17 protein-coding genes are annotated in these 19,244 nt (G+C 60.9%); 5 read left to right on the top strand and 12 right to left on the bottom strand.

What is annotated here, in order from left to right; translation table 11 throughout:
• Positions 1 to 32 precede the first annotated feature (32 nt).
• The 6 genes from BLU63_RS17440 to BLU63_RS17415 all read right to left on the bottom strand — a co-directional run bounded on the left by BLU63_RS17440 (position 33) and on the right by BLU63_RS17415 (position 7,455).
• Positions 33 to 1,088: an ABC transporter ATP-binding protein gene (locus BLU63_RS17440; RefSeq protein WP_010457573.1), complete on the bottom strand. Its 1,056-nt coding sequence runs from the start codon at positions 1,086 to 1,088 to the stop codon at positions 33 to 35.
• Between the two features lie 15 nt (positions 1,089 to 1,103).
• Entirely contained in the window at positions 1,104 to 1,952 is an 849-nt protein-coding gene (locus tag BLU63_RS17435; protein ID WP_010457574.1) for an ABC transporter permease, read from the bottom strand.
• A complete protein-coding gene (locus BLU63_RS17430; RefSeq protein WP_010457577.1) occupies positions 1,949 to 2,857 on the bottom strand; it encodes an ABC transporter permease in 909 nt (302 codons plus the stop codon). Before BLU63_RS17430 ends, BLU63_RS17435 begins: the two co-directional genes overlap by 4 nt.
• A gap of 194 nt (positions 2,858 to 3,051) precedes the next feature.
• The gene (locus BLU63_RS17425) at positions 3,052 to 4,155 is read right to left on the bottom strand and encodes an extracellular solute-binding protein (protein WP_010457579.1); all 1,104 of its coding nucleotides are present in this window, start codon (positions 4,153 to 4,155) and stop codon (positions 3,052 to 3,054) included.
• 217 nt (positions 4,156 to 4,372) lie between these two features.
• A complete protein-coding gene (locus tag BLU63_RS17420) occupies positions 4,373 to 5,821 on the bottom strand; it encodes an aldehyde dehydrogenase family protein (RefSeq protein ID WP_083375872.1) in 1,449 nt (482 codons plus the stop codon).
• Entirely contained in the window at positions 5,818 to 7,455 is a 1,638-nt protein-coding gene (locus BLU63_RS17415; RefSeq protein ID WP_083375871.1) for a 5-guanidino-2-oxopentanoate decarboxylase, read from the bottom strand. Before BLU63_RS17415 ends, BLU63_RS17420 begins: the two co-directional genes overlap by 4 nt.
• Before the next feature lie 159 nt (positions 7,456 to 7,614).
• Between BLU63_RS17415 and BLU63_RS17410 the strand changes: the two genes are divergently transcribed.
• A complete protein-coding gene (locus BLU63_RS17410) occupies positions 7,615 to 8,496 on the top strand; it encodes a LysR substrate-binding domain-containing protein (RefSeq protein WP_010457585.1) in 882 nt (293 codons plus the stop codon).
• Positions 8,497 to 8,625: 129 nt separating this feature from the next.
• Here BLU63_RS17410 and BLU63_RS17405 read toward each other — a convergent pair whose 3' ends face one another.
• The gene (locus BLU63_RS17405) at positions 8,626 to 9,240 is read right to left on the bottom strand and encodes an NAD(P)-dependent oxidoreductase (protein ID WP_083375870.1); all 615 of its coding nucleotides are present in this window, start codon (positions 9,238 to 9,240) and stop codon (positions 8,626 to 8,628) included.
• Positions 9,241 to 9,452: 212 nt separating this feature from the next.
• The gene (locus tag BLU63_RS17400) at positions 9,453 to 10,340 is read right to left on the bottom strand and encodes an MBL fold metallo-hydrolase (RefSeq protein WP_083375869.1); all 888 of its coding nucleotides are present in this window, start codon (positions 10,338 to 10,340) and stop codon (positions 9,453 to 9,455) included.
• A gap of 115 nt (positions 10,341 to 10,455) precedes the next feature.
• Between BLU63_RS17400 and BLU63_RS17395 the strand changes: the two genes are divergently transcribed.
• Positions 10,456 to 11,361 carry a LysR family transcriptional regulator gene (locus BLU63_RS17395; protein WP_202979502.1) on the top strand — a complete coding sequence of 302 codons (906 nt, stop codon included), beginning with the start codon at positions 10,456 to 10,458 and terminating at the stop codon, positions 11,359 to 11,361.
• Positions 11,362 to 12,123: 762 nt separating this feature from the next.
• Entirely contained in the window at positions 12,124 to 12,300 is a 177-nt protein-coding gene (locus tag BLU63_RS33035; RefSeq protein WP_010457594.1) for a hypothetical protein, read from the top strand.
• A 9-nt stretch (positions 12,301 to 12,309) separates the two neighbouring features.
• On the opposite strand, the gene BLU63_RS17385 is transcribed toward BLU63_RS33035, so the two are convergent.
• The gene (locus tag BLU63_RS17385; protein WP_083375868.1) at positions 12,310 to 13,206 is read right to left on the bottom strand and encodes a helix-turn-helix domain-containing protein; all 897 of its coding nucleotides are present in this window, start codon (positions 13,204 to 13,206) and stop codon (positions 12,310 to 12,312) included.
• A 188-nt stretch (positions 13,207 to 13,394) separates the two neighbouring features.
• On the opposite strand from BLU63_RS17385, the gene pobA reads away from it, so the two are divergent.
• Positions 13,395 to 14,579, top strand: a complete 1,185-nt coding sequence (gene pobA, locus BLU63_RS17380) for a 4-hydroxybenzoate 3-monooxygenase (protein WP_174604248.1) — start codon at positions 13,395 to 13,397, stop codon at positions 14,577 to 14,579.
• 79 nt (positions 14,580 to 14,658) lie between these two features.
• Positions 14,659 to 16,176 (top strand): MDR family MFS transporter, encoded by a 1,518-nt coding sequence (locus BLU63_RS17375; protein ID WP_083375866.1) that lies wholly within the window; start codon positions 14,659 to 14,661, stop codon positions 16,174 to 16,176.
• A 136-nt stretch (positions 16,177 to 16,312) separates the two neighbouring features.
• Here the strand turns inward: BLU63_RS17375 and BLU63_RS17370 are convergent, their stop codons facing one another.
• The 3 genes from BLU63_RS17370 to BLU63_RS17360 form a co-directional block, all read right to left on the bottom strand.
• Positions 16,313 to 17,161 carry a cache domain-containing protein gene (locus BLU63_RS17370; RefSeq protein WP_077750482.1) on the bottom strand — a complete coding sequence of 283 codons (849 nt, stop codon included), beginning with the start codon at positions 17,159 to 17,161 and terminating at the stop codon, positions 16,313 to 16,315.
• A gap of 93 nt (positions 17,162 to 17,254) precedes the next feature.
• Positions 17,255 to 18,130 carry an ATPase gene (locus BLU63_RS17365; protein WP_010457604.1) on the bottom strand — a complete coding sequence of 292 codons (876 nt, stop codon included), beginning with the start codon at positions 18,128 to 18,130 and terminating at the stop codon, positions 17,255 to 17,257.
• Positions 18,131 to 18,251: 121 nt separating this feature from the next.
• Entirely contained in the window at positions 18,252 to 19,244 is a 993-nt protein-coding gene (locus tag BLU63_RS17360) for an NAD-dependent epimerase/dehydratase family protein (protein ID WP_010457606.1), read from the bottom strand.

Raw genomic sequence — 19,244 nt, 5'->3', positions numbered from 1 at the left:
ATGGGGCCAGTACAGCCAACCCAATTCTAGTGTCAGGCGCCGAGTACGCGGCACGCCTCAGCCGGCAAGGTCACCGACACCGGGTTGCCAATGCTCAACCCAAACCCCTGACACGGCGTGCTCAGCGCCGTAAATGAAACCCCGGAACACTCCACCGTCGTTTCAATCGTCGCGCCGATATCGCGCACGAACGTCACCGTACCGAGCAACCGATTTCCCGCCGTGGCCTGCGGGTGCGACAGTTGCAGGTCTTCAGGACGAATCAGCATCTTCACCTTCTCCCCCACCACAATGCTGCTGCAAATCGGCACTTCCAGCGCGGCGCCTCCCGGCAACCCGACCTTGCCGTTGCCCAGCGCCGTGGCGGGGAAGATGTTGCCCGAGCCGATAAAGTCGGCGACAAATTCGTTGGCCGGGTGCCGGTAGATTTCAATCGGCGACCCCACCTGCTGCACCCGATGCTCACCCAGCACCACCACGATATCGGCCATGGTCATGGCTTCCCGCTGGTCGTGGGTCACCATGATCGTGGTGATGTTCAGGCGCTGTTGCAGCTGACGAATTTCCACCTGCATCGATTCGCGCAGCTTGGCGTCGAGCGCCGACAGCGGTTCATCCAGCAGGAGGATTTTCGGGTGGTTGGCAATCGCCCGGGCAATCGCCACGCGCTGGCGTTGACCGCCGGAGAGTTTGGCCACCGGGCGATCAATCATCTCGCTCAGCTGAATCAATTCCAGCAACTCCACCACCCGCGCCTGCTGATCAGCCTTGCTGACCCCGCGCAGTTTCAGCGGATAGGCGATGTTCTCCCCCACCGTCATGTGCGGGAACAGCGCCAGGGACTGGAACACCATGCCGAAGTTGCGCTGATGCGCCGGGGTGTGGCCGATGTCTTCACCGTCCAGGCGAATTTCGCCGCCGCTCAGGGTCTCAAGCCCGGCGATCATCCGCAGCAGGGTGGTTTTACCGCAGCCCGACGGGCCGAGGAAACACACCAGTTTGCCTTCCGGCAAATGCAGGTTTACATCCTTTACCGCGCAGGCCGAGCCGTAATGTTTCTCGACGTTTTCCAGAATCAGACCAGACATAAATCACCTCAAGAATCAGAACGAAACGCCACCTTCACCGACCAGCTTCTCCAGCGCCCAGATCAGGACGAAGTCGATCAGCACGATCAGCACGGCAAACGAAAATACGGTGGGGTCGAGCGACGACACGGTGCGGCTGTACATCCAGATCGGCACGGTCATCACATCGATGGTGTAGAGGAAATAGGTCACGGTGAATTCGTTGAACGAGACGATGAACGCCAGCAGCATGCCCGCCAGAATCCCCGACTTCATCAACGGCACCACCACATCGATAATCGCCCGCAGCGGTGAAGCGCCAAGCATTTGCGCGGCCTCTTCGACTTCGCTGCCGATGGAGAGCATCGCGGCGGTGCAGTTCTTCACCACGAACGGCAGGGCCAGGATCACGTGGGCAATCACCAGCCGCGAGGTGGTCATCTGGAACGGCAGGCTGTCGAACACCAGCAGCAATGCCAGGCCCAACACCACCATCGGAAACACCAGCGGCAGCGACATCAGTTGCAGCGCCACGGCCTTGCCACGGAACTCGCAACGGGTCAGCGCGTAAGCCGCCGGCACCGCCACAATGGTGGCGAAGACCATGGTCAGGCACGCCACCATCAGGCTGGTGGTCATGGCTTTGCCCAGGCTCAGCACATCGCTGGCATCGGGCGACACAAAGGTGTGCCAGGCCGCCTTGTACCATTGCAGGCTGTAACTGCTCGGCGGGAAGTCGAGGTTCGATGCGCCGCTGAACGACATGACGATCATGGTCAGGATCGGCAACACCGCCAGCAGCAGGATGAAGCCAGAGAGAATGCCGGCAAACTTGCCGGTCTCACCGGGCAGCAGCCCATAACGTTTCTTGGTCAACGTGCTCATTGGGAAGCCTCCAGCATGCGCCGACGACGGCCAGTGATGAATTCGGACAAGGTCATGATCGCCAGCGTGGTGACAATCAGCACCACACCGGCAGCGGACGCGGCGGGCCAGTTCATCAGCGGGGCGATCTGGTCATGCACCATCACCGCCAGCATCGGCACGCGCCGACCGCCGAGCAACAACGGCACCACAAAACTGCTGGCGTTGTAGGCAAACACCAACGTCGCGCCGGTGATGATCCCCGGCATGCTCATCGGCAGCACCACCTGGCGGAACACCTGGAAGCGACTTGCCCCCAGGGTGGCGGCGGCTTCTTCGTAAGTGCGGGCGACGCCGCGCATGGCGCTGGCAATCGGCAGCACGGCCAACGGGAACGCGGTTTGCACCAGGCCCATCAACACGCCGTTCTGGTTGTAGAGCAGCATGATCGGTCGCTTGATCAGGCCCAGGCCCATCAGTGCCTGATTGAGCATGCCGCCAGGGCCGAGAATCACCAGCCAGCCGTAGCTTTGCAGCAGCAGGTTGACCAGCAACGGCAGCAGCACCGCCGCGAGGAAGATCCGTCGCACGAACGGCGAGGTCAGGCGCGACATGGTGTAGGCCACCGGGATCGCCAGCAACACCGCAATCACCGCGCTGATCAGCGCCAGACGCAGGGTCAGCAGCAAGGATTTGAGGTAATAGGGTTCGAGCAATTGGGCATAACTGGCCAGGCTGAACCCGGTCCACTCTGCGCCTTTGGTGCCCACGCTCATGCGCAGTACCAGCAGGCTGGCGGCAATCAGCACGCCCAGAAACAGCATCGAGGGCGAGAGGAAAAACCACGCACGCGCCGTCGGCGAAACACCCCGATTGGCACGCACGGGAGCGGCGGCGACCGGATGAGTCAGAGGTTGGTGTTCCATAGCAAAGGTCTCGTCAATGGAAAGCAGCTGACAAACACAGCCCTCAAAACCACATCAGCCCCCTGTGGGAGCGAGCCTGCTCGCGAAAGCGATCCATCAGTCGACATCAATGGTGAATGTCAGACCGCATTCGCGAGCAGGCTCGCTCCCACAGGGGATCTTCAGTGGTTGAAGATCTTGTGTTCGCCACTCAATCAGGAAGAAAAGATTTCCGTGTAACGACGAATCCATTGGTCATGCACGGAGGCCAGGAAGGCGTTGTCGTGCATGATCGCCTTCTCGGCAATCTGCTCCGGCGTGAGGATGTAAGGGCTCTTGCGCGCTTCGGCGGAGATGATCGCCTTGGCGTTGACCGGGCCGTTGTAGATGTCCTCGGCCATCTTGCCCTGCACCAGCGGGTCCAGAGAGTGGTTGATGAAGGCGTAGGTCAGGTCGGTATCGCCCGGACGGTTCTTCGGCATCACCGAGAGCATCAGGTCGGTGTAGAAACCTTCCTTCATCCCGAACGTAGCGCCCAGGCCATAGGCCGGATCGCGGATCTGTTTCGGGAAGAACGCCGGTGCGTACAGGCCGCCCATGTCCAGGGAACCGGTGCGGAACAATTCGGCGATCTGGTTCGGGTTTTCACCCAGGGTGACCACACGGTCTTTCAGCTCGGCGAGTTTCTTGAAGCCCGGCTCAATGTTGTGCTCGTCACCCCCGGCCAGTTTGGCGGCGATGATGATCAGGTCCATCGCTTCGGTCCAGTTCGGCGGCGGCAGGAAGATGTTCGGCGACAGCTCGGCGTCCCACAGGGCGGCGTAACTGTCCGGTGCTTCCTTGATGGTGCGGGTGCTGTAGACGAGGCTGTTGCACCACAGCAGGTAACCGATGCCGTGACCGTTAGCGCCGGTACGGTATTTCTCCGGTACGTCGACCAGGTTGGGAATGCGGTTGAGGTCTGGTTTTTCCAGCAGATTGGCTGCTGCCAGACCTTCGGCGCCGACGCCGGCCAGGGTGATGATGTCGTACTGCGGACGATCACCGGCGGCCTTGAGTTTGGCGACCATTTCCGAGGTGCTGCCGGTGCGGTCAGCGATGACCTTGCAACCATATTTGTCTTCGAAGGTGGCCGCGATGTTACGCAGTGCAGCCAGGCCGGTGTCGTCGGACCAGGTCAACAGGCGCAGGGTCTTGCCCTGGAAGCGCGTGTCGCTGGCATTGGCCTTGACGAAGGGCAAACTCATGGCCGCCGCAGCTACGGACGCCACGCCCACGGTTTTGATGAATTGACGTCTGTTCAGATCATGTTCGCCCATTACGGACTCCCTTTGTTTTTGTAGGTATAAGGCAGGTCGAAACTGTTGCATCCGCGCAGCCGGATCAGCGTTTTCCCTCGTATTTTCGGGGGTTTGGCTGAACCAGTGAGTTCATCCTGAGGTCGTGCAAAACACCTGACTATCGATAAAAACTCATCGAAGCCATGACACCAGTGCATGCCTCGATACGAGGCATGCACTCACCTGTTTCGTGCCTTCAGACGGCGCGAATCACGTGTTTGATTTCCTGGAAAGCCTGCAAGCCCCACGGCCCCAATTCGCGGCCGATGCTGCTCTGTTTGTAGCCACCCCAAGCGGTCTGCGGGAAGATCACTTGCGGCGCGTTGATCCACACCAGCCCCGCCTGCAAGGCGTTGGCGACCCGATCCGCGGCTTCGTTGTCGCGAGTCACCACGCTGGCCACCAAACCAAACTGGCTGTCGTTGGCCAGGGCAATCGCTTCGGCTTCTGTGGCGAAACTGCGCACGCAGATCACCGGGCCGAAAATCTCTTCACACCACAACGCACTGCCCTGGGGCACTTCGGTGAAAATCGTCGGCTGCAAAAAATAGCCGCGGGGCAGGTCTGCAGGGCGATTACCGCCGCTAACCAGCTTGGCCCCGGCGCTCAAACCGCGATCGATGTGGCCCAGCACACGCTGGTATTGCGCCTGATTGACCAGCGCGCCCATTTCCACGTTCGGGTCGAACGGGTCGGCGACGCGAATGGCTTCGGCGCGGGCCTTCAATCGGATGAGGAACTCATCTGCCAATTCATCAGCGACCAGCACGCGGCTGGTGGCGGAGCACATTTGCCCGGCGTTGAAGAAACCGCCGCCACAGGCCACTTCAACCGCCAGTTCGATGTCGGCGTCAGCGAGCACCAGCAGCGAAGATTTGCCGCCCAGTTCCAGGCTCACGCCTTTGACAGTTTCCGCCGCACGTTGCATGACCTGTACACCGACCGCATTGCTGCCGGTGAAGGAGATTTTGGCGATGCGCGGGTCGGCCGACAGCGGCGCGCCGACGGCCAGGCCCGTGCCGCAGACCAGGTTGAACACGCCATCCGGCAAGCCGGCCTCAGCGACGATCGCCGCCAGTTCCAGCTCGGGCAACGGCGTGACTTCGGACGGTTTGAGCACCACGCAGCAACCGGCCGCCAGGGCTGGGGCGAGTTTCCAGGCCGTGGTGACCATCGGGAAATTCCACGGCACGATCAGGCCGACCACGCCGCACGGTTCACGGCGCACGCGAGCGCTGAAATCGTCGGTGGGCAGCTCGACGTTGCTGTCTTGTCTGGCATCGAGGCCTTCGGCGAGACCGGCGTAGTACTCGAACGTCGCGATCACGTCATCGACGTCGATGGCGGCTTCGAACAGCGGCTTGCCGTTGTTGCTCGACTGCAACTTCATCAAGTGGTCGCGCCCGGCCTGCACGCCGGCGGCGATTCTGCGCAGGATCGCGCCGCGTTCGGCACCGGTGGTTTTCGACCATTCGCCGAACGCCTGGGTGGCGGCGGTGACCGCTTGATCGACGGCTTTTTCATCGCCGCCATTCACGGTGGTCAACAGGGCTTCGGTCGCCGGGTTGATCACGCGCAGATGTTCGTTGCCAGCCGACCATTGGCCGTTGATGTACAGGCCGTCCAGAGTGGTAGGGAAACTCATTTCGACACCGCCTTCATCCACTGGGTCTGATCGATTTCAATCAGGGTCGGGCCCTGACGGTCGGCGGCGCTGCGCAAGGCGCTGCGCAGTTGTTCAACACCGTTGACCGCTTCCGCCACACAGCCCAGCGCCTTGGCCACACCGATGAAGTCCGGGGTGTAGATGTCCACGCCCACCGGTTCGATGGCGCGGTTGACCATGTATTTCTTGATCTCTTCGTAGCCCTGGTTATTCCACAGCAGGACGATCACCGGGGTGCGCGCTTCAACGGCGCTGGCCAGTTCCGGCAGGGTGAATTGCAGGCCGCCGTCACCGATCAGGCATACCACCGGAGGACGCGCACCGTTTTCAAGGCTGCCACCGAGCCAGGCACCGATTGCCGCCGGCAAGGCGTAACCGAGGGTGCCGTAACCGGTGGACGAATTGAACCAGCGACGCGGGCGTTCCGGGTTGAAGGTCAGGTTGCCGGTGTACACCGGTTGGGTCGAATCGCCGACGAACACTGCGTCCGGCAATTCGTGCAACACGGTTTCGAGGAAGCGGGTCTGGGCCAGGGTCGGGGCGTCCCAGGTGGCGGCGAGGTCGTCACGCAGACGGGCAGCGCGGACTTGTCCCCAATCGTTGCGACGCTCGGCCAGCGAGTGCTTGGACAGTTCACTGAGCAAGGCTTGCGCGGCGTTACGCGAGTCCGCCACCAGGGCGACTTTCGGCGGGTAATTGCGCACGGTCTGGTCGGGGTCGATGTCCACGCGCAGCAGCACGCCGGGAATCTCGAAACCGCCGGCAAACGTGACGTCGTAATCGGTCTCGGCCAGTTCGGTGCCGATGGCCAGCACTACGTCGGCCTCGGCGACCAAGGCACGGGTCGCAACCAGGCTCTGGGTCGAACCGATCAGCAGCGGGTGACTGGATTCGAGCATGCCTTTGGCATTGATGGTCAGGGCCACGGGTGCGTCCAGCCGTTCGGCCAACTCGGTCAACTCGGCGGCGGCATCAATGGCACCGCCACCCGCGAGAATCAGTGGGCGCTTGGCGCCGGCCAGCAGCGCGGTCATGCGGCTGATGGCGCTTGGCGAGGCGCCAGCACGGTCGATGTTCACTGGCAGGCTGGCGAGCAGGTCGTCGGCGTCTTCAACTAAAACGTCCAGCGGAATTTCGATGTGAACCGGGCGTGGACGGCCGGCCTGGAACAGAGCAAAGGCGCGGGCCAATACGCGAGGCAGTTCCGCCGCCGACATCAAGGTGTGGGAGAACGCCGCCACGCCGCCGACCAAGGCGCTCTGGTTCGGCAGCTCGTGGAGCTTGCCGCGACCACCGCCCAACTGGCTGCGCGATTGCACGCTGGAAATCACCAGCATCGGGATCGAATCGGCGTAGGCCTGGCCCATGGCGGTGGTGATGTTGGTCATGCCCGGGCCGGTAATGATGAAGCACACACCCGGTTTGCCACTGGTGCGCGCATAACCGTCGGCCATGAAACCGGCGCCCTGTTCGTGACGCGGCGTGACGTGGTTGATGCTCGAACGGGCCAGCCCGCGATACAGCTCCACGGTATGAACCCCGGGAATGCCGAACACCTGCTCGACCCCGTAATCTTCGAGTAACTTGACCAATACTTCGCCGCACGTCGCCATGTCTTTGCCCTTTTTGTTCGTTTGAGACGCCGGGCCTGCGCAGTGTTTATGATGCGTGGGCAGGTCCAGGGATGGCCTCATTGGAACGGGCGACACGTAGCCGCAACAATGGATAAAAAGTCATACTAGCCATGTCCTCACGTCATACCTTGGATCCAAATGAAACGATTGCCTCCCCTGCCGGCGCTGCACACTTTTCTGATTACCGCGCAGTGCTGCAACTTCACTCGGGCCGCCGAACAGCTCTACATCACCCAAGGCGCGGTGAGCCGGCAGATCGCCGGGCTGGAAGAACATCTGGGTTATGAGTTGTTTATCCGCCAGGCCCGGGGCTTGAGCCTGACCGCTGAAGGACGCGAGTGGCTGCCACGGGTGCAGCAGATTTTCGGCTTGATCGACGAGGCGGTGGAACAGATCGGCGAGAAGCGTGAAACCCTGCAACTCAAGGCCCCGACGTGCGTGATGCGCTGGTTGTTGCCGCGCCTGGTGCAGTGGCAAAGGGAGCGCCCGGACGTGCCGGTCGAACTGACCACCACGGTGAAACACGGCGTGGATTTTCATCGCGAGCAGTTCGATGCGGCGGTGATCTATGGCGTACCGCCGGAGACATCACTGGCGTCCCATCGGCTGTTCGATGAGCAACTGACGCCAGTCTGCTCCCGGCCCTACCTCGAGGGGCCGGTGCCGTTGCAAGCGCCGGAGGATCTGGAACAACACATGCTATTGCACCCGACCCGCGATGAACGCGACTGGAAAGCCTGGCTGGCCAGCGCCGATATTCGCTTGAGCAATGTCGGCAAGGGCCAGCATTTCGAAACCCTGGACCTGGCGATGTCGATGGCGTCCCAAGGAACTGGCGTGGCGATTGGGGACTGGTCGTTGATTGGCGACGACCTGAGCGCTGGGCGACTGGTCATGCCGTTTGAATTGAAGGTGAAGACAGGGTTGGCGTATTACCTGGTGTTCCCGGAAAAACCCGGGCCTTCGCCGAAGTTGCGCGAGTTGTTGGGGTGGTTGGTGGAGCAGGCTCAGTCACGCTGAGCCCCGAAGACTTGGCGCATAACCCTGTGGGAGCGAGCCTGCTCGCGATAGCAGTGGGTCAGTCGGCATATTTGTTGAATGACCCACCGCTATCGCGAGCAGGCTCGCTCCCACAGGTTTTTCAGTGACTCAATAACCGACGGTGAACCGCTGCCGCGAATGCTTCGGCGCTTCCACTTCATCGATCAGCGCAATCGCGTAATCGGCGAACGAAATCCAGCTCCGCCCTTCGCTGCTCACCAGCAAATCATCCTTGCCCACCCGAAACGCCCCGGTGCGCTCACCTTCGACGAATTCCGCCGACGGGGACAGAAAGGTCCAGTCCAGATCCTGTTCCTCACGCAGGTTTTCCAGAAACAAAGCCCCGGCGCTCGCCTCAGCCTTGTACTCCTCAGGAAAGCCCTTGCTGTCGATCACGCGAGTGCCGTCCGGCAGCAACAACGAACCTGCACCGCCCACCACCAAAAGTCGTTTCACCCCGGCCTTTTTCACCGGCCCGATCACCGCGCTGGCGGGAAGGGTCGCGAAGTGCGCCGCGCTGATGACCACGTCATGACCAGCGACGGCCGCCTGCAACGCTTGGGCATCAAGGGCATCGACGTTCCTGGTAACCACACCGGCACGCGGGCTGATCTTCGAGGTGTCGCGGGCAATGGCCGTGACGCTATGACCCCGACGCAGGGCTTCTTCCAGCAATTGGCTGCCGGCACGGCCGGTGGCACCGATGATTGCGATTTTGCTCATGACGTTCTCCAGTTGGCTTGAGTACACGCGTATTCGTTTGGCATCCAACATTGTGGCGAGGGAGCTTGCTCCCGTTCGGCTGCGCAGCAGTCGTAAAACCTGAGAGTGCGCTGTGGCTCAAACACTGCGGGCGAGCGCTTCGCACAGGAGCGCCAGCCCGGTCCAGCGGGAGCAAGCTCCCTCGCCACAGTTAATCCACTCGCCACATAAACTCATTCACCCCACTTCATCTCGCCCTTGGCGACTTTCGCGCTCAGCTCCAGCGAGCTGTCTTCGCCCAAAGTCGGGAAGCGTTTTTTCATGGCGGCGATCAGCGTAGCGGCGTCTTTGGCCTTTGGGGTTTCTTCGTCGAAGGCCTTGATGTAATCGGCAGTAAACTGCACGGCGGCCAGCGAACGGGCGCTCTCACCGAGGTAATGCCCCGGCACGATGGTTTTCGGTTTCAAGGTTTCGATGGCATGTAGCGTAGCCAACCAATCGGTGTGGGATTGCGCGGTCTGGGTGTCGGCCATCCACACGTGGATGTTTTCGGCGACGACCACGCCACCGACCACGGCCTTGATCGACGGGATCCACACAAAGGTCCGGTCCGGCTGCTTGCCGTCCAGGCCCACCACCTGCAACTTCTGCCCTTCAAGCATCAGGCTGTCACCCTTGAGTACGCCCGGCACGATGGTTTTGGCCGGCACGTCGGCGCCCATTTTCGGGCCCCAGAACGCCAGTTTGCCGTCGACGGTGTGCTTGATGTGATCCACGGTCGGCTGCGAGGCCAGCACTTTGGCGTTCGGGAAGGCGGCGGTCAGGGTGTCGAGGCCGAAGTAGTAATCCGGGTCACCGTGGCTGATGTAGATGGTGGTCAGTTGCTTGCCGCTGGCGCGGATTTTCTCGACCACCTGTTCGGCCTGGGACTTGCCGAATTGCGCGTCGACCAGAATCGCTTCTTTCTCACCGCTGACCAGAACCGAGGTCACCGGGAAGATTGCCTTGTCGCCCGGGTTGTAAACGTCCAGGGTCAGGGTCGATGCCGCAGCCGCGTGGGCCGCGAAGCCGAGGGTGGCGGTGGCCAGCAAAAAGCGCTTGAGAGAGGTGAAGCCGATCATCTGTTGCTCCGTTGTCCAAATGCCGTGTCTGGCGATGGGGACAGAGCTTAGTTGCATGACTCAGTACAAAAAATGCGATGCTTGAACATAGTTTGTTTCTGAAAGCGGGCAAATCATGGATCGTCTACAAGCAATGCGAGTGTTCGTCTCAGTGGTCGACCTCGGCAGCCAGTCGGCCGCCGCCGATCATCTGGACCTGTCACGGCCGGTGGTATCGCGTTATCTGGCCGAGCTGGAAGATTGGGTCGGCGCGCGTTTGATGCACCGCACCACGCGCAAATTGAGCCTGACCGCCGCCGGCAGCGAGATTCTGCCCCGGTGTCGGCAGATGCTCGACCTGTCCACCGACATGCAAGCCGCTGTCAGCGAGCCGGACGAGGCGCCACGTGGCCTGCTGCGCATCAGCGTCAGCACCTCGTTCGGCCAGGCGCAATTGGCGGATGCCATGGCGGCTTACGTCAAAAGGTACCCCGGTGTCAGCATCGACATGCAGATGCTCGACCGCACGGTGAACCTGGTGGATGAACGCATCGACCTGGCGATCCGCACCAGCAACGACCTTGACCCGAACCTGATCGCCCGGCGGCTGACCGTCTGCCGCTCGGTGATCTGCGCCTCCCCTGCTTACCTGAGCGAACACCCGACACCGCAGCGGGTCGAGGACTTGAGCCAGCACAACTGCCTGACCCACTCCTACTTCGGCAAAAGCCTCTGGCATTTCGAGGAGAACGGCGAGCCGGTGTCGGTGCCCGTGCAGGGCAACATCAGCGCCAACGAAGCCAGCACATTGCTGCGCGCAACCATGGCGGGTGCGGGGGTGGCAATGCTGCCCAGTTATCAGGCGGGTGTGCATATCCACAGCGGCGAGCTGATCCGCCTGCTGCCACACGCCGAGCCCCGGCAGATGAACGTGTACGCGGTATACGCCTCACGCAAGCACATGCCGGCGGCGCTGCGCAGCATGCTGGATTTTCTGGTGCTCAGGTTTCCCGAAGAGCCGGCATGGGATATCGGCCTGTAACCGAATCCCCTTGTAGGAGCGAGCCTGCTCGCGATGACGGTCTGAAATCTGACATCTTTGTTGCCTGACACTCCGCTATCGCGAGCAGGCTCGCTCCCACAGTTTGATTGGTGATACCGCAGTCTTTGCCCTCGACTCCACTCCCCTTGTGGGAGTGAGCCTGCTCGCGATGACGGTCCGACATTCAACATCTTTGTTGCCTGGCACTTCCGCTATCGCGAGCAGGCTCGCTCCCACAGTTTGATTGGTGATACCGCAGCCTTTGCGCTCGACTCCACTCCCCTTGTGGGAGCGAGCCTGCTCGCGATGACGGTCCGACATTCAACATCTTTGTTGCCTGACACTCCGCTATCGCGAGAAGGCTCGCTACCACAGTTTGATTGGTGATACCGCAGCCTTTGCGCTCGACTCCACTCCCCTTGTGGGAGCGAGCCTGCTCGCGATGACGGTCCGACATTCAACATCTTTGTTGCCTGGCACTCCGCTATCGCGAGCAGGCTCGCTCCCACAGTTTGATTGGTGATACCGCAGCCTTTGCGCTCGACTCCACTCCCCTGTGGGAGCGAGCCTGCTCGCGATGACGGTCTGACATTCAACATCTTTGTTGCCTGGCACTCCGCTATCGCGAGCAGGCGCACTCCCACAGGGGGTATCAGTGTTCTGAATGTCGGGGTACATACAAAAGCCCTGTCACTGGCAACTCACTCCCGCTGACCTATGCTCAAAGTAATACCGGAGGGTATTCGTTCAGAGGTCAACGCCATGAACACCAAAACAAGAAGATACCTCGCCATTTTCGTCACCTGCGCGGCGACGCTGGCGCTGTATGGCACCGCCGCCTGGCGTGTCGAGCAGTTGCGACAACTGCCCCGCGACTACGCGAGTTGTAACTTCGAGCGCTGCATTCCCCACAACGCGACCCTCAATGCCCTTCGGTAACGAAGGCGGTCAGGCCTCGTTGTCCTGATCGGCCTTCAAGCGGTCGCGAAAAGCCTTGGGCGAGATCCCTACCCGACGCCGGAACAGGCGTGTGAAGTTGGTCGGATCGGAAAACCCCAACACGTCGGACATTTCGTAAATGGTCATGCTGGTGTAGGTCAGCAAGCGCTTGGCTTCCAGCAACTGTCGCTCGTGCATGATCTGCAACGCCGGTTGCCCCGCCAGCTCACGACAGGTGCCGTTGAGGTGCGACACGGAGATCCCCAGCCGATGCGCCAGGTCCTCGACCTTGACGTGCTGACGGTAGGTCTCTTCCACCAGCTGGATAAAACCGTTGAGGTACTCCCGGGCACGGTGCGGACGCTGACTGGCAGCGCGGCGCGAAATCACCTGGCGGCTGACCCACACCATGATCACGCTGACCAGCGAATGCATGAGCATTTCACGCGCAGGCTGGTGCCCGGTGTATTCCTCTTGCAGCGCTGAAAACAGGCTGTTGAGGTAGTCGCTGTCCTTGCCCGCCGGGTAACTTTCGGCTTGGGCCAGCGCGTTCACCGAGTTGCCCAGTTGCGCCTGAAGATGGGTAATCAATGGCGCGGCCAGGGTCACGACGAACCCTTCGACGTCCTCGGAAAACCGGTAACCATGCACCGATAACGGCGGCAGGATCAGGATCGTCGGTTCGGTCAGCTCCGTGTGTTTGCCTTCGATTTCAAGCTCTGCCTGACCTTTGAATACGAAGAGCAACTGGCACAAATCAGCGTGACGATGGGGTTTGATTTCCCATTGATGTTCGCGGCTGCGTTTGGAAATGGTTTCACAGTGCAGCAAGTCGGGGGTCGGCCAGTCCAGGCTTTCACCGTAGAGCTTGAACACTGGAATCGAAGGTAGGTCAGGCTTGTTCATCACTTCAATCCAGGCCTCAGAGGGTTACGGGCGATAATCGCACCGATTGGCAGAATGTACAGGTATCGGCTCAGTTTTCACCTTCAATTGACAGACCCGCAAGGGAAAAATGCAAGCACTCGATCCATAAAAATCATTCACCGGCCGTGGTCGCGTGAAGCTTGCGAGTCATAAAAACAATGAAAACGCTGAAAACCCAAATCGCCATCATTGGCGCCGGCCCCTCCGGTTTGCTGCTCGGCCAATTGCTGCATAACGCCGGAATCGACACCCTGATCCTTGAACGACAGCCCCCCGACTATGTGCTCGGCCGAATCCGCGCCGGTGTCCTCGAACAAGGCATGGTAGAGCTTTTGCGTCAGGCCGGGGTGGGTCAGCGCATGGATGCCGAAGGGCTGGTCCATGGCGGTTTCAAGTTGGCCCTCGACGGACGCCGGGTACACATCGATCTGCAAGCCCTGACCGGTGGCAAAACCGTGATGATCTACGGTCAGACCGAAGTCACCCGGGACCTGATGGCCGCTCGTCGGGAGGCTGGCGCGCAGACGATTTACCAGGCCGACAACGTCGTACCGCACGCAATGAAAACCGCAGAACCGTTCGTGACGTTTGAGAAGGATGGCGAGACCTGGCGCCTTGATTGCGACTACATCGCCGGGTGCGACGGTTTCCATGGCGTGGCGCGACAGTCGATTCCTGCCGAATGCCTGAAGGTCTTCGAGCGGGTCTATCCATTCGGCTGGCTCGGGATTCTCGCTGATACGCCGCCGGTCCATGACGAACTGGTCTACGCCCGCCACGAACGCGGTTTTGCCTTGTGCAGCATGCGTTCGGCAACCCGCACGCGTTACTACCTTCAGGTGCCGGCCGACGAGAAGGTCGAGGCCTGGTCGGATGAGCGTTTTTGGGAGGAGCTCAAATCGCGCCTGCCTGCGGCGCTGGCCGATTCTCTTGTGACCGGGCCGTCCATCGAAAAAAGCATCGCGCCCCTGCGCAGTTTTGTGGTCGAACCGATGCAGTACGGGCGGATGTTCCTGGTCGGCGACGCCGCGCACATCGTCCCGCCCACCGGTGCCAAAGGCCTGAACCTGGCGGCCAGCGACGTCAGCACCTTGTTCACCATTTTGCAAAAGGTGTACACCGAGGGGCGCCTCGATCTGCTGGAGAAATACTCTGAGATCTGCCTGCGCCGGGTCTGGAAAGCCGAACGGTTTTCCTGGTGGATGACGTCGATGCTGCACCGCTTCGATGATCACGACGCCTTCAGCCAGCGCATCAACGAGTCGGAGCTGGACTACTTCGTACACTCCGAAGCCGGTCGAAAAACCATTGCAGAAAATTACGTCGGGCTTCCTTATGAGGCTATCGAATAGCCTCCTACCGACTTACACTGGCGAGCATCCCCGCTCGCCATTGCCTCGTGCGGGACACTCACTGCCCGCAGGTTCCACCGTGACCAATCTCAACCAGCCTGAAACGCCTAAACCGGCTATTCGCAGCGTGTTGATCGCCCTGATGCTGGCGATCTTTCTCGGCGCACTGGACCAGACCATCGTCGCCGTTTCCATGCCGGCCATCTCCGCGCAATTCAAGGACGTCAGCCTGCTGGCCTGGGTGATTTCCGGCTACATGGTGGCGATGACCGTGGCGGTGCCGATCTACGGCAAGCTCGGCGACCTGTACGGCCGACGCAAGTTAATGCTGTTCGGAATGGGGCTGTTCACCCTCGCCTCGCTGTTCTGCGGCATGGCCCAAAGCATGGAACAACTGGTGCTGGCGCGAATCATCCAGGGCATCGGTGCGGGCGGAATGATTTCGGTCAGCCAGGCGATCATCGGGGATATCGTCCCGCCCCGGGAGCGCGGTCGTTATCAGGGTTATTTCAGCAGCATGTACGCCGTGGCGAGTGTTGCCGGCCCGGTGCTCGGCGGTTACATGACCGAATACCTGTCGTGGCGCTGGGTATTTCTGATCAACCTGCCGCTGGGCATCGGGGCCTGGCTGGTGGCCAATCGCACACTGGTGGGTTTGCCCGTGCCACAACGCCAACCGATCATCGATTACCTCGGCACGTTGCTGATGATTATCGGTTTGACCGCCTTGCTGCTGGGCATCACGCAAGTCGGTCAGGGCCACTCATGGCGCAGCGCCGAAGTGCTGGGCCTGCTCGGGGGCGCGGTGCTGGTGCTGGCGCTGTTCGTCTGGCATGAGCGCCGGGCGCGGGAGCCGTTGCTGCCGATGCACCTGTTTGCCAACCGCAACGCGATCCTGTGCTGGTGCACGATTTTCTTCACCAGTTTCCAGGCCATCTCGCTGATCGTGCTGATGCCGCTGCGCTTCCAGAGCGTCACCGGCGCCGGGGCCGACAGCGCCGCGCTGCACCTGTTGCCGCTGGCCATGGGCTTGCCAATCGGGGCTTATTTCGCCGGACGCCGCACCTCGGTAACAGGGCGCTACAAACCGATGATCCTGGCAGGGGCGGTGCTGATGCCGATCTCGATTCTCGGCATGGCTTTCAGTCCGCCCCAGGCGTTCTTGCTCAGCAGTCTGTTTATGTTGCTCAGCGGCATTGCCAGCGGCATGCAATTCCCGACGTCATTGGTCGGGACGCAGAACTCGGTGGAACAGCGGGACATCGGCGTCGCCACCAGCACCACCAACCTGTTCCGCTCGCTGGGCGGCGCGGTGGGGGTGGCATTGATGTCGGCGCTGTTGCTGGCGCTGCTGCAGGATTCGAGCTTCGCCCACCTGGCCGGTTCGTCGATGATTGCCGAGGGCCGTTCAGGGAATGTGTTGCTGGACGGTTTGAACGCTGCACCGGGGGAGGCGCAGAACGCCTTGCGCGCCGAGTTGGCGCTGACGTTCAGGCATTTGCTGATGGTCAGTGCGGCGGTGTCGTTGCTGGGGTTGGCGGCGGCGGTTGCGATGCCGAACAGGGTGTTGCGGGGGCGTGAGGATAAAGTCCGATAGATAGACCGAGTCGCCCGCCATCGCGAGCAGGCTCGCTCCCACAATGGATCTTTGTCGTCCACAAATGCTGTGAACACTGGAGATCTACTGTGGGAGCGAGCCCGCTCGCGAAGGCGTCCTCACAGACACCGATGAATCAAGGGCTGTAATACCCGACCGCCACCAGAAAATGCCCGACCTTTTTCAGGTAGGCATGCTTGTCTTCAACCTTGCTGGTGACCGGGTTTTTCCAGCGGTATTCGTATTCGCCGTAATCCTGCTTGGCAATCAACGCCAGGATCGGCTCGCCCACCGGTTTGCCTTCCGGGTCCTTGATCTTGCCGAAGTCGGTATTGATCAACCGCAGGTTGGTGCCGTGGGCCACGTAACGCTGGGTGTTGAGGTCAACGACGAACACGTACAGGTCATCCTGCAAGTAGCCGCCCTTGAGGGAGTTGATCGCAGTCAGCGTGCCCTTTTCGTCTTTGGCCAGATCCGTCGCCGCTTTGTTCAGCAAGGCCATCGCCTGTTCCGCCGACGCCCGTGGCAGGTAGTAACCCACGGCCAGAATCCGCTGGCCAACGCGCTGATAGAACACATGCTTGCGCTCGACCTTGCCGTCGGACCAGTTCTGCCAGCGGTATTCAGCCTGCTGGATCCCATTGCCCTCCGGCACTTTCAAGGCGTCCTTGAAGGCCTTCTGCAAATCCGGTCCCAGGGTTTCGGTCACATCACGCCCGATCAAGGCCGAAGACGGCCCGCCACTGGCAAGCATCACGCCCTTGGTATCGACCACGAAGACGTAACGATCCTTGTCGACAAACTCGCCCTGACGGCTGAACGCCGCGAACGCCTTGTCGCCGTTGTCGTGGTAGTAGGCCAGGGCTTTTTCCAGCAAGGCTTTGGCCGCCTGGCTGTCATCCTTTTCCGCCGTAGCCGCCTGAACCTGCCCCAGACACAACAACAGCATCCACCCCAACACGGCCCACTTGTGCAGAACCCCCATAGCGCATCCCCTCGTTCTTGTCGGTGTTTCAAGAGCGTAGACGGCTATGGGATATGTACGAATTTTCAGGCCCTTGTAGCAGCTGCCGAAGGTTTACTGCCTTGCGCGGAGTTGCTGCTGCAGATTCTGGATCTGCGCCTGAAGGGTGTTGATGTTGCGGGTGGTCTGGCCGCGGAAGGCATCGAACTCGGCGGTATTGGTGACGCCTTGCGCTGCTGCAGGGCGGTTGTCCTGCTGGCTTTTGAGCACGATCATGTCTTGTTCCAGTCGCTCGATGGCGGCGCTCGGGTTGCCCTGTTTTTTCAGCGCGACGATGTCGGCGCCGAGGCTTTTGAGCTGGGCGTCGAATTTGCTGGTGTCGTCCGGGGCGCTTTTCAGCGCAGCCAACTCGGTGCTCAAGGCTTTGACCTGCGCCTGCAATTGCGTGTTGGCGGCCTGGTGTTCGGTGCTCTGGGCGGTCATCTGCGCCAGGCGCTTGTCCAGATCGGCGGTTTGTGCGGTCATTTGTGCCAGACGCTTGTCCAGGTCGCTGGTCTGACCGACCACACCTTGCTGCTGCTTGCTTTGGTCCTGCAACTGGTTTTCCAGCTGCTTGATTTGCAACTTCAGGGCTTCGCTGTCGCTAGTGACGTTGGTCTGGCTGGCGACCACCTTGCCGGAAATGTCCTGCAAGCGTCCCGCCGCATCCTCACTGATCCGCGCGAAACTTTCCTGGGTGGCCACCAGTTGCTGTTCCATCAGCGAAATCTGTTGAAAGCTCCACCAGGCAAGGCCGGCGAATGCGAAGAACAAAGCCCCGACCAGTGCCCACAGAGGCCCGGTGCTGGCGCTTTTGACTTTGACCACCGGCGCCGTGCGCGAATGCACGGAGGTGCGTTTCGAGGTCGGAAAATCATCGTCATCGGGGACGTCGGCGCGCAGGCTTGGAACATCATCGAAGTCGTCGTTGGCATCGTTACGCATGGACATTGAGTCAACCTTTGTGGAACGCGGTGATGGCTATAGGCAGCGAGTATAAACCCCACGGCCGCAGCGATTGACCCTCAACGCCAAACTCGGTTCAGTGCTGGCAGGTTTGTCACTGCAAAAGTCAGCGAATGTCCTGGGCTTTCCACCAGCCGCAGAATTCATCGAGGGCCGTCCAGAGACTGACTTTCGGATCGTAGTCCAGATAATGCCGGGCGCGGCTGATGTCCAGGGTGAAATTTTTGTTCATCACCTGCATGCCCAGCCGTGACAACGTCGGCTCGGGACGGCCCGGCCACAATTTGCACACCCCTTCGTTGAGCGCGGCAACGCTGTAGGCCAGGCCGTAGGAACGGTAGCGCGTCACTTGTGGGACTTCCATCTTGCGCATGACGTAATTGACCACGTCCCACAACGGCACAGGCGTGCCATTGCTGATGTTGTAGGCCTTGCCCAAGGCCGAGTCGCTGGCCAGCAAGCTGCTGAGCAATGCTTCATTGAGGTTTTGCACACTGGTGAAGTCGACCTTGTTCAGGCCGTTGCCGATGATCGCCAGGCGTCCCTTGCGCTGCATGTTCAGGAGCCGCGGGAAGATACTCATATCACCCGCCCCGGTGACGAAACGCGGGCGCAGGGCCAGGGTTTCGAGACCGAACTCCTGTGCGCCAAAGACCTTTTGCTCGGCGAGGAATTTGGTGGCGGCGTAGGGATGCTTGAAACGTTTAGGCACCTGTTCTTCGGTCAGCCCCAGATGATCACGGCCATCGAAGTAGATCGACGGTGACGACAAATGCACCAGGCGTCGGACCCGCTGTTTCAGGCAGGCCTCGACCACGTTTTCAGTGACCTGCACGTTGCCTTGATGAAAGTCCTGATAACGTCCCCACAAACCGACCGCGCCGGCGCAATGCACCACCGCTTCGACATCGGAACACAGCTCGCGCGCCAGTTCCGGGTCGCTCAAGTCGCCCGGGATAAACTCGGCGCCACGGCGCACCAGGTGTTCGACGCTTTCGGCCCGGCGACCATTGACCCGCACGTCCAGGCCCTGCTCCAGGGCGAAACGCGCAAAGCGTCCGCCAATGAAGCCGCTTGCGCCGGTAACCAGAATTTTCAT

Source organism: Pseudomonas mandelii (assembly GCF_900106065.1).
Taxonomy (GTDB): Bacteria; Pseudomonadota; Gammaproteobacteria; order Pseudomonadales; family Pseudomonadaceae; genus Aquipseudomonas; species Aquipseudomonas mandelii.
The sequence above is the reverse complement of the archived record's forward strand: the minus strand, read 5'-3'. Positions and strand labels throughout refer to the sequence as shown.

What these genes read in the sequence shown, in the direction of transcription:
- BLU63_RS17440 (WP_010457573.1), bottom strand. Translation starts at nt 1,088, where the DNA reads ATGTCTGGTCTGATTCTGGAAAACGTCGAGAAACATTACGGCTCGGCC.
- BLU63_RS17435 (WP_010457574.1), bottom strand. Translation starts at nt 1,952, where the DNA reads ATGAGCACGTTGACCAAGAAACGTTATGGGCTGCTGCCCGGTGAGACC.
- BLU63_RS17430 (WP_010457577.1), bottom strand. Translation starts at nt 2,857, where the DNA reads ATGGAACACCAACCTCTGACTCATCCGGTCGCCGCCGCTCCCGTGCGT.
- BLU63_RS17425 (WP_010457579.1), bottom strand. Translation starts at nt 4,155, where the DNA reads ATGGGCGAACATGATCTGAACAGACGTCAATTCATCAAAACCGTGGGC.
- BLU63_RS17420 (WP_083375872.1), bottom strand. Translation starts at nt 5,821, where the DNA reads ATGAGTTTCCCTACCACTCTGGACGGCCTGTACATCAACGGCCAATGG.
- BLU63_RS17415 (WP_083375871.1), bottom strand. Translation starts at nt 7,455, where the DNA reads ATGGCGACGTGCGGCGAAGTATTGGTCAAGTTACTCGAAGATTACGGG.
- BLU63_RS17410 (WP_010457585.1), top strand. Translation starts at nt 7,615, where the DNA reads ATGAAACGATTGCCTCCCCTGCCGGCGCTGCACACTTTTCTGATTACC.
- BLU63_RS17405 (WP_083375870.1), bottom strand. Translation starts at nt 9,240, where the DNA reads ATGAGCAAAATCGCAATCATCGGTGCCACCGGCCGTGCCGGCAGCCAA.
- BLU63_RS17400 (WP_083375869.1), bottom strand. Translation starts at nt 10,340, where the DNA reads ATGATCGGCTTCACCTCTCTCAAGCGCTTTTTGCTGGCCACCGCCACC.
- BLU63_RS17395 (WP_202979502.1), top strand. Translation starts at nt 10,456, where the DNA reads ATGGATCGTCTACAAGCAATGCGAGTGTTCGTCTCAGTGGTCGACCTC.
- BLU63_RS33035 (WP_010457594.1), top strand. Translation starts at nt 12,124, where the DNA reads ATGAACACCAAAACAAGAAGATACCTCGCCATTTTCGTCACCTGCGCG.
- BLU63_RS17385 (WP_083375868.1), bottom strand. Translation starts at nt 13,206, where the DNA reads ATGAACAAGCCTGACCTACCTTCGATTCCAGTGTTCAAGCTCTACGGT.
- BLU63_RS17370 (WP_077750482.1), bottom strand. Translation starts at nt 17,161, where the DNA reads ATGGGGGTTCTGCACAAGTGGGCCGTGTTGGGGTGGATGCTGTTGTTG.
- BLU63_RS17365 (WP_010457604.1), bottom strand. Translation starts at nt 18,130, where the DNA reads ATGTCCATGCGTAACGATGCCAACGACGACTTCGATGATGTTCCAAGC.
- BLU63_RS17360 (WP_010457606.1), bottom strand. Translation starts at nt 19,244, where the DNA reads ATGAAAATTCTGGTTACCGGCGCAAGCGGCTTCATTGGCGGACGCTTT.